The sequence below is a fragment of the Streptomyces sp. NPDC008137 genome (assembly GCF_042957035.1).
Classification (GTDB): Bacteria; Actinomycetota; Actinomycetes; order Streptomycetales; family Streptomycetaceae; genus Streptomyces.
In genome coordinates this window covers 1-7,287 of record NZ_JBIBHN010000066.1, presented here as the reverse complement: position 1 = coordinate 7,287, position 7,287 = coordinate 1, and the positions used below count along the sequence as shown (strand labels likewise).

Annotated in this window: 9 protein-coding genes; 4 read left to right on the top strand and 5 right to left on the bottom strand. The window is 70.2% G+C overall.

Annotation, left to right across the window (positions count from 1 at the left end; translation table 11 throughout):
• Positions 1-349 precede the first annotated feature (349 nt).
• Complete coding sequence (locus tag ACFZBT_RS40695) at positions 350-1,000, bottom strand: PepSY domain-containing protein (protein ID WP_391115639.1); 651 nt, start codon at positions 998-1,000, stop codon at positions 350-352.
• 116 nt (positions 1,001-1,116) lie between these two features.
• Between ACFZBT_RS40695 and ACFZBT_RS40690 the strand changes: the two genes are divergently transcribed.
• Positions 1,117-1,785 (top strand): response regulator, encoded by a 669-nt coding sequence (locus ACFZBT_RS40690; protein ID WP_391115636.1) that lies wholly within the window; start codon positions 1,117-1,119, stop codon positions 1,783-1,785.
• Positions 1,782-3,194 (top strand): ATP-binding protein, encoded by a 1,413-nt coding sequence (locus tag ACFZBT_RS40685; protein ID WP_391115634.1) that lies wholly within the window; start codon positions 1,782-1,784, stop codon positions 3,192-3,194. Before ACFZBT_RS40690 ends, ACFZBT_RS40685 begins: the two co-directional genes overlap by 4 nt.
• 15 nt (positions 3,195-3,209) lie before the next feature.
• Here the strand turns inward: ACFZBT_RS40685 and ACFZBT_RS40680 are convergent, their stop codons facing one another.
• The 4 genes from ACFZBT_RS40680 to ACFZBT_RS40665 form a co-directional block, all read right to left on the bottom strand.
• Complete coding sequence (locus ACFZBT_RS40680; RefSeq protein WP_391115631.1) at positions 3,210-3,686, bottom strand: MarR family transcriptional regulator; 477 nt, start codon at positions 3,684-3,686, stop codon at positions 3,210-3,212.
• Between the two features lie 116 nt (positions 3,687-3,802).
• On the bottom strand, positions 3,803-4,603 hold the full coding sequence (locus ACFZBT_RS40675; protein WP_391115629.1) for an AIM24 family protein: 801 nt from the start codon (positions 4,601-4,603) through the stop codon (positions 3,803-3,805).
• Positions 4,600-5,250: an AIM24 family protein gene (locus ACFZBT_RS40670; RefSeq protein WP_391115627.1), complete on the bottom strand. Its 651-nt coding sequence runs from the start codon at positions 5,248-5,250 to the stop codon at positions 4,600-4,602. The genes ACFZBT_RS40675 and ACFZBT_RS40670 overlap by 4 nt, the downstream gene beginning before the upstream one ends.
• Position 5,251: 1 nt before the next feature.
• Positions 5,252-5,884, bottom strand: a complete 633-nt coding sequence (locus ACFZBT_RS40665) for an AIM24 family protein (protein ID WP_184591833.1) — start codon at positions 5,882-5,884, stop codon at positions 5,252-5,254.
• A gap of 230 nt (positions 5,885-6,114) precedes the next feature.
• Between ACFZBT_RS40665 and ACFZBT_RS40660 the strand changes: the two genes are divergently transcribed.
• Complete coding sequence (locus ACFZBT_RS40660; protein WP_391115625.1) at positions 6,115-6,459, top strand: DUF3817 domain-containing protein; 345 nt, start codon at positions 6,115-6,117, stop codon at positions 6,457-6,459.
• On the top strand, positions 6,456-6,749 hold the full coding sequence (locus ACFZBT_RS40655) for an MTH1187 family thiamine-binding protein (RefSeq protein ID WP_030854324.1): 294 nt from the start codon (positions 6,456-6,458) through the stop codon (positions 6,747-6,749). Before ACFZBT_RS40660 ends, ACFZBT_RS40655 begins: the two co-directional genes overlap by 4 nt.
• The last annotated feature ends 538 nt before the right edge of the window (positions 6,750-7,287 follow it).

Here is a 7,287-nt window from a genome sequence, read left to right as displayed (position 1 = left end):
GGGGGTGTCCGTCCTCGGAACGTCGCGATGGGGTCTCACGCCGACTGACTGTTCGTTGACGCGACAACCGCTGCGGGCGGACACCCCCCGACACGTCCCCTTCTCGCCGTACGCGGGTGCGGGCCGTCCCGGCTGACGCCGCCAGCACCCGCCGCTGCGGGCACCGCACCGCCCGCTGCGGGCATGCGTGCCGCTAAGGGCGGCACGGGTGGGCGCAGCGGTACCTCGTCGCGCCGAGTTGCGCACCCACCCCGCCCCAGCACCCACGCCGCGTGTTTCGTCGTGCCGAGACGTGCGACGCCCCGGCGTCAAGGAAGACGCCGGGGCGGTCGGAATGGGGCAGGAGGGGTCAGTCCTGGTCGTCGGCGTCGTCCGCGTCGTCGTCCTGGGCGTCCGAGCGGTCCGCCGTGACCTTGCCCGTGGTGAGGTCTATCTTCCAGTCCTGCTCGGCGCCGCCGGACTTGTGGGTCTCGGCCTCCCAGGACTTGTCCTTGCCGTCCTCGTCGAGGTCGACGGACGTCACCGTGCCCTTGCCGGCGGCAGCCTTCGCGGCCTCCTCGGCCGTCACGGAGGAGCCCTTCAGGGCCGCCCGCACCTGCGCCGTGTCGTCCTCGTCGTCGGTCTGCGCGCCGAGGACCTTGCCGTTGGACGGGTCGACGCTGACGCTGTGCCAGGCGTTGTCACCGGACAGGACGTCGACCTTCCAGATCACCTTGCCGCTGTCGTCCTCGTCGTCCAGCTCGGCGGACACCGCCGTGCCGGGCGTGTGCTTCAGCGCGGAGGCGATCGCCTCGGGCGCCGTCACGTCGCCGGAAGCCGCCTGCGCGCCGTCGTCGTCGCGGTCGTCCTGGTCGTCACGGACGTCGTCGTCCGACAACCGGGTGTTGGCCGCCTGCTTCGCCGAGCCCCCGCCGTCCTGCGTGGTCGCGAGGGCCGTGGCCGTACCGCCTCCGATCAGGGCGGCGGCGGTCACGGCGGCGATCACGATGTTGCGCTTCATGGGGGTTCCTCCCGAGTCGGTTTGTTTTCGACGTGTTCCAAGGTGGCTGACCGAGGCTGAGAGGAACCTGAAGCCCCCTGAAGGGATCTTCAGCTTGGTTTTGCGACTCTTTACCCATGCGCCTGTTGATCGTGGAGGACGAGAAGCGGCTGGCCCTGTCGCTCGCCAGGGGCCTGACGGCCGAGGGGTACGCCGTGGACGTCGTCCACGACGGACGGGAGGGGCTGCACCAGGCCTCGGAGGGGACGTACGACCTGGTGATCCTCGACATCATGCTGCCCGGCCTCAACGGCTACCGGGTCTGCGCCGCCCTGCGCGCCGCCGGGCACGAGGTGCCGATCCTGATGCTGACCGCCAAGGACGGCGAGTACGACGAGGCCGAGGGCCTGGACACCGGGGCTGACGACTATCTGACCAAGCCGTTCTCGTACGTCGTGCTCGTCGCCCGGATCAAGGCGCTGCTGCGGCGGCGCGGGGTGGGTGCCGGGGCCTCGCCCGTGCATGTGCACGGGGATCTGAAGGTGGACACGGCTGCTCGGCGGGTGTTCCTGGGGGAGGAGGAAGTGGCCCTCACGACCAAGGAGTTCTCCGTGCTGGAGCAGCTCGTGCTGCGGGCCGGGGAGGTCGTGTCCAAGTCCGAGATCCTGGAGCATGTGTGGGACTTCGCCTACGAGGGTGATCCCAACATCGTCGAGGTGTACATCAGCACCCTGCGGCGGAAGCTGCGGCCGGGACTGATCCGGACCGTGCGCGGGGCCGGGTACCGGCTGGAGAAGTCGCCATGAGGCGGCTGTTCGGGTCCGTCCGGGCGCGGGCCACGCTGGGCGCCACGCTCGTCGTGGCGGTGGCGCTCGTCGCGGCCGGGGCCGCGGTGCTGCTGTCGCTGCGGTCCAATCTGATCGGCGAGGCCGGGACGCAGGCCGAGCAGTCCGCCCGGGCCGTCGCCTCCGAGCTCGCCACCGGGACGCCGTACGACAAGCTGTCCGGGCTGGACGGTGACGACGGGCCGGTGCAGGTCCTCGACGAGCACAAGCGGCTGGTCGCGGCCAGTGAGGATCTCCAGCAGATCAGCGGCACCGACTCCGACCAGGTGAAGCCGCAGCCGCCGGCCGCGCCCAGCGCGGACGATGACGACGACGCCGACGAACACGAGGAGGCCGCTCTCGAACCCGGGGAGATCGCCGGGGAAAGCGTCTTCAGTAACGGGTCGGCGACGATCGACGGTGACGCGGAGGACTACCGGTTCGCCGCCGTGGAGGTGGAGACCCAGGACCGGGGGACCCTCAAGGTCTACGCCGGTTCGCCGCTGGCCGCCGAGCACGGGGCCGTGCGGACCGCGCTGACGGTGATGCTGATCGGGTTCCCGCTGCTGCTCGGAGTCGTCGCGGGAGTGACCTGGCTGGTCACCCGGCGGGCCCTGCGTCCGGTCGAGGGCATCCGGAGCGAGATGGCCGCGATCACCCACTCTGAGGACCTCGCGCGGCGCGTCCCGGAGCCGGACACGCACGACGAGATCGCCCGGCTGGCCAGCACTACGAATGAGACGCTCGCGGCGCTGGAGACCTCCGTGGAGCGGCAGCGGCGCTTTGTCGCCGACGCGTCCCACGAGCTGCGCAGTCCCATCGCCTCGCTGCGCACGCAGTTGGAGGTGGCCGCCGCGCATCCCGAACTGCTGGATCTCGACGGGGCCGTGGAGGACACCGTGCGGCTCCAGCGGCTCGCCGCCGACCTGCTGCTGCTCGCCCGGCTGGACGCGGGGGAGCGGCCCAGCGACACGGGGGTCGACCTCGCCGCGCTGGCCCGGGAGGAGGCCGAGGGGCGGACGGGCGTGACGGTGGACGCGGAGCCGGTGGAAGTGGCCGGATCGCGGGGGCAGCTGGGGCGGGTGCTCGCCAATCTGCTCGACAACGCCCAGCGGCACGCCCGGTCGGCCGTCACCGTGAGCGTACGGCGGGAGGGTGACCGGGCCGTGGTCGGCGTGGCGGACGACGGGGACGGGGTGCCCGAGGCCGACCGGGAGCGGATCTTCGAACGGTTCGTACGGCTGGACGCCGCCCGCAGCCGGGACGACGGCGGTGCCGGACTGGGGCTCGCCATCGCCCGGGACGTCGCCGTACGGCACGGCGGCACGCTCACGGCCGGACAGGGGCCCGCAGGCGGAGCCCTGTTCGAACTCCGCCTGCCGCTCGCCTAGTCGGGACTCCGGCGGTTACGGGCGCCCGCGCTGTCCGCGCAGGTGCTCCGCGATGGGCTTGAGGGCCTTGTCGAGCTCCGTCAGGGCCTCGGGGGACAGCAGGTCGATGAAGTGCCTCCGCACGGACGCCACATGGTGGGGCGCGACCTTCTGCATCGTCGTCATGCCGTGGTCGGTGAGGACCGCGTAGAGCCCCCGGCGGTCGGATTCGCAGTTCTCCCGCCGGACCAGGTTCGCGTTCTCCATGCGCGTGATCTGGTGCGAGAGGCGGCTCTTGGACTGGAGGGTGGCGGAGGCGAGGTCGCTCATCCGCATCCGCTGGTCCTCCGACTCGGAGAGGTTCACCAGGATCTCGTAGTCGTTCATTGTCAGGCCGAACGGCTGCAGGTCCTTTTCGAGCTGGTACGTCAACAGCCTGTTGACCTCCAGGTGGGTGCGCCAAGCGCACTGCTCCGCATCGGTCAGCCAGCGCGTGGCCGTCTCGGTCTCCATGAATGAAGTCTACCTAAAAGGTTGAAAGGCGAACTAGTGAGGGTTTTCGCGCGACGTCGCACGCCTGCCGAACATTGGTGCGCAGGCGTTCGATGTCACACTCCGCAGACTACCGCTCACAGCCCGAAGCGACGCTGGAGGTCCCCCAGCTGTCCGGGAAGACGCGGTGCGCCGGATTGACCGGGGTGGGGTCCGGATGCCCCGCCGCCGGGCACACCGGCCTGGTGCGGAACGGCTCCTGTGGCCTGCTCGGCCATCAGGGTCTCGGACGACTGGAGCAGCACCGTGCCGGCGCCGACGAACTCGAACTGGTGCTCCTCGCCGGAGGCCCCTCCGAGGCCTGTCAGCGCACGTAGACCGCCCATGACGCCGGTCATGTACCCGTGGTCGTAGTGGTGGCAGGGCGAAGGGCAGTCGGCCCATCCGACCAGGGCCTGGGGGTCGACCCGGATCGGGGGTTCCATGAACACCACCGGACCGTTCGACGCGGCCACGAACTTTCCGGTTCCGATGAGGGTCAGGAAACGCGGCACGATTGATTGCTTCAGTGCGAGAGTTGGCTGAAAAGCGAGGAGGTTGCCCGAGCGAATGGTCAGGTTGCCGTCCTCGAGGTCGAACGAATTCACGTCGAAGGCCCGGTCGGCGAGGAGCATCTTGCCCGAGCCCTCCGCCACGACCCAGTCGCTCGCGTGCAGAGGCGAATGGAACGACGTACGGACCAGACGGTCCAGCCGGCCGTGTCCGACGCCGTTGAAGTCGATCGAGCCGTAGTAGGCGATCATCTTCCCCTTCTGCAGGAACCACTGGCTCCCCTTCAGTTCGACGCAGAAGGTGTAGGGATTGACGTTGTCGTCGGGCGGCAGCGACGCCGGGTCGAAGACCGCGGGGCCGGCGCCCGGAGTTCCGTACGTGCTCACAGCTTCTCCTCCGACGCCTGGACGTACACCGCACCGCTGCCGCTGAGCTCCAGCTGGAACGCCTCGCCCGAGCCGCGGCCCACCATGTCCCGCCAGCCAAGGGCGGTGGACAGCTTGTTGCGGACGTCGCCGTGGTGGGCGACGTAGGCCTGCGGGTCCACATGCACCGGCCGCTGGGGTGTGATCGGGATCTCGATCACCCCGCCATGGGCCATGACCGCGACGGCCCCGTGCCCCTTCAGCGTGGTCGTGAACAACCCCTGGCCGCTGACCTGCCCTCGCACCATGCCCATGACGCCGCCCTGCGAGCCGAGGAACATCGTGCCCTGCTGGAGCGAGCCCTCGAAGGCCAGCAGGCGGTCCGCCTCGACGTACAGGGTGTCGCCGGAGAGCCGGATCACCTGGATGTGATGCCCGCCGTGCCCGAACAGCACCGTGCCGCTGCCCTCCACGGTCATCAGCGGCGTGTCCTCGTCCGCCACCCGGCGCCCGATCATCGACATGAGCCCGCCCTGCCCGCCCGCCGTGTTGGGTGTGAAGGACACCTCACCCCGATACGCGAGCATCGCGCCGCGCTGACTGAACAGCCGCTGACCGGGCGTCACCGTCGCCTCGACCATCTTCGCGTTGATCTCCCGGAAGGCCATGTCACACGTCTCCCGCGATCGTGTTCCGCTCGCTCGGCTGCACATACACCAGCCCGTCCCCCTCGAACCGCATCTGGAAGGCCTCGCCGCCGCCCTCCCCGAGCAGGGTGCGGAACGTCACACCGGACTGGAAGGACTGCCGGAGGTTGCCCTGGTGCGCCACATACGCCCCCGGGTCGACGGTCAGCGGGTACTGCGGACTCACCCTCAGCACCACCGCCGGCCCGTCCGACATGATCGCCGCCTGGCCGTGGCCCTCGACGGACGTCGTGAACAGCCCGTTGCCCTGTGAGGCACCGCGCAGGCCGGTGAACTCCGTCCCCGTGCGCAGCCCGCCGTCGGTCGCGAGCAGGTTGCTCGACTCGACGTAGAGCTTGTCCCCCTGGAGACCGACCAGGTTGATCTCGGAGGCGCGGTCCGCGAACCAGCAGGTGCCGCGCCCCTTCACCTCCATCAACGTCATCTGCTCACCGGTCAGCCGCCGGGTCACCATGCCCCGGATGCCCTCGCCGCCGCCGCTGAGCTTCTTGAAGGCCATCTCGCCGTCGTACGCGACCATCGAGCCGTTCTTCGCCTTCACGGCATCTCCGGTCATGTCGACGGCGAGCACCTTGTTGCTCTGAAGTCGGAACATCGCCACGTACGGGACGGTATCCGCAGGCCGGGCCCTGTGGACAGGGCCCGTGGGTGGAGAAAGTCCCTGATCGCACCCTTAGGGGCCGGGGAGCCGGACCCCGGGCCAAGGGCCCCACGGCTGTTTGCCACAATGGGCGGAACGCTTGTGCGTGCGTTCACAAACCCCTCTTGCCGTTCAGCCCGTCCAGTCCGTTCAGACCACCGCGTCTCTCCCACCGAAGGTGACCCGTGGACCTCAAGACCGCCACCGCCCTCCGCCGCCTCCGCCTGGTCTCGGCCCCCGAGGCGATCTCCTTCCTCCTTCTGCTGATCTGCTCGGTGCTGAAGCGGACCACGGAGTTCAACGCCGTGCCGGTGATGGGCATGGTGCACGGTGTTCTGTTCATCCTGTACGTGATCTTCTGGGCCGACGCGTGGAACCGGGCGAAGTGGCCGGTGAAGACCGCCGCGCTGTACTTCGTCCTCTCGGTGCTGCCCACCGGCGGCTTCTTCGCCGACCGCAAGCTGCGGCGCGAGGCCGAGGACGCGGTCATCGCGTCCCGGGCACGTCAGGAAGGGGCGGTGAAGGCGTGATCGTCGCCTTTTCCGTGACGCCGCTGGGTGTCGGTGAGGACGTGGGGGAGTACGTCGCCGACGCCGTGCGGGTGGTACGTGAGTCGGGGTTGCCCAACCGGACCGATGCGATGTTCACGTCCGTCGAGGGGGAGTGGGACGAGGTCATGGACGTCGTCCGGCGCGCGGTGGCCGCGGTCGAGCGGCGGGCACCCCGGGTCTCCCTCGTCCTCAAGGCGGACATCCGGCCGGGTGTGACGGACGGTCTGACCTCCAAGGTCGAGACGGTGGAGCGGCATCTCGCCGAGTAGGCGTGCTAGAGAACAGAAGCGACGACGGGAACCCTGGTCCGATACGGGCCGGGGTTCTTTCGTGTCACTGCCGGGTGGGTGCGCAGCCCGGCGGAGCGGGGTGCCTCCCCCACTCTCGGCCTCGCTCGAGCGGGGGGACCCCCACCGCCCACCCGTGCCGCCCATGGGAGCACCTCCCAGGCCCTCAAGGCACTGGGGGGAGGCACGCATGCCCGCAGCGGCGGCCTGTGGCAGCTACGGCGGGTGCGGCGCCCGCGATCGGTGCGAGGGGCCGAGGCCCCGGCTGATGCGGAGGACTGTGGCCCGCGACTGGGGCCGTCCAGGCGGCCCGCCAGGGGGTGGGAGCCGCGATGGGTCCGCAGGCGTGGCGGCCTGCCAGGGGGTGGGAACCGCAGTGGGTCCGTAGGTACGGCGGCCCCCGAGGGACGGAAGTCACGACGCGTCCGCACCCGCGCACGGCGAGAAGGGGCCGTGTCGGGGGGTGTCCGCCCGCAGCGGTTGTCGCGTCAACGAACAGCGAGTCGGTACGCAACCCCAT

What these genes read in the sequence shown, in the direction of transcription:
- ACFZBT_RS40695 (WP_391115639.1), bottom strand. Translation starts at nt 1,000, where the DNA reads ATGAAGCGCAACATCGTGATCGCCGCCGTGACCGCCGCCGCCCTGATC.
- ACFZBT_RS40690 (WP_391115636.1), top strand. Translation starts at nt 1,117, where the DNA reads ATGCGCCTGTTGATCGTGGAGGACGAGAAGCGGCTGGCCCTGTCGCTC.
- ACFZBT_RS40685 (WP_391115634.1), top strand. Translation starts at nt 1,782, where the DNA reads ATGAGGCGGCTGTTCGGGTCCGTCCGGGCGCGGGCCACGCTGGGCGCC.
- ACFZBT_RS40680 (WP_391115631.1), bottom strand. Translation starts at nt 3,686, where the DNA reads ATGGAGACCGAGACGGCCACGCGCTGGCTGACCGATGCGGAGCAGTGC.
- ACFZBT_RS40670 (WP_391115627.1), bottom strand. Translation starts at nt 5,250, where the DNA reads ATGGCCTTCCGGGAGATCAACGCGAAGATGGTCGAGGCGACGGTGACG.
- ACFZBT_RS40665 (WP_184591833.1), bottom strand. Translation starts at nt 5,884, where the DNA reads ATGTTCCGACTTCAGAGCAACAAGGTGCTCGCCGTCGACATGACCGGA.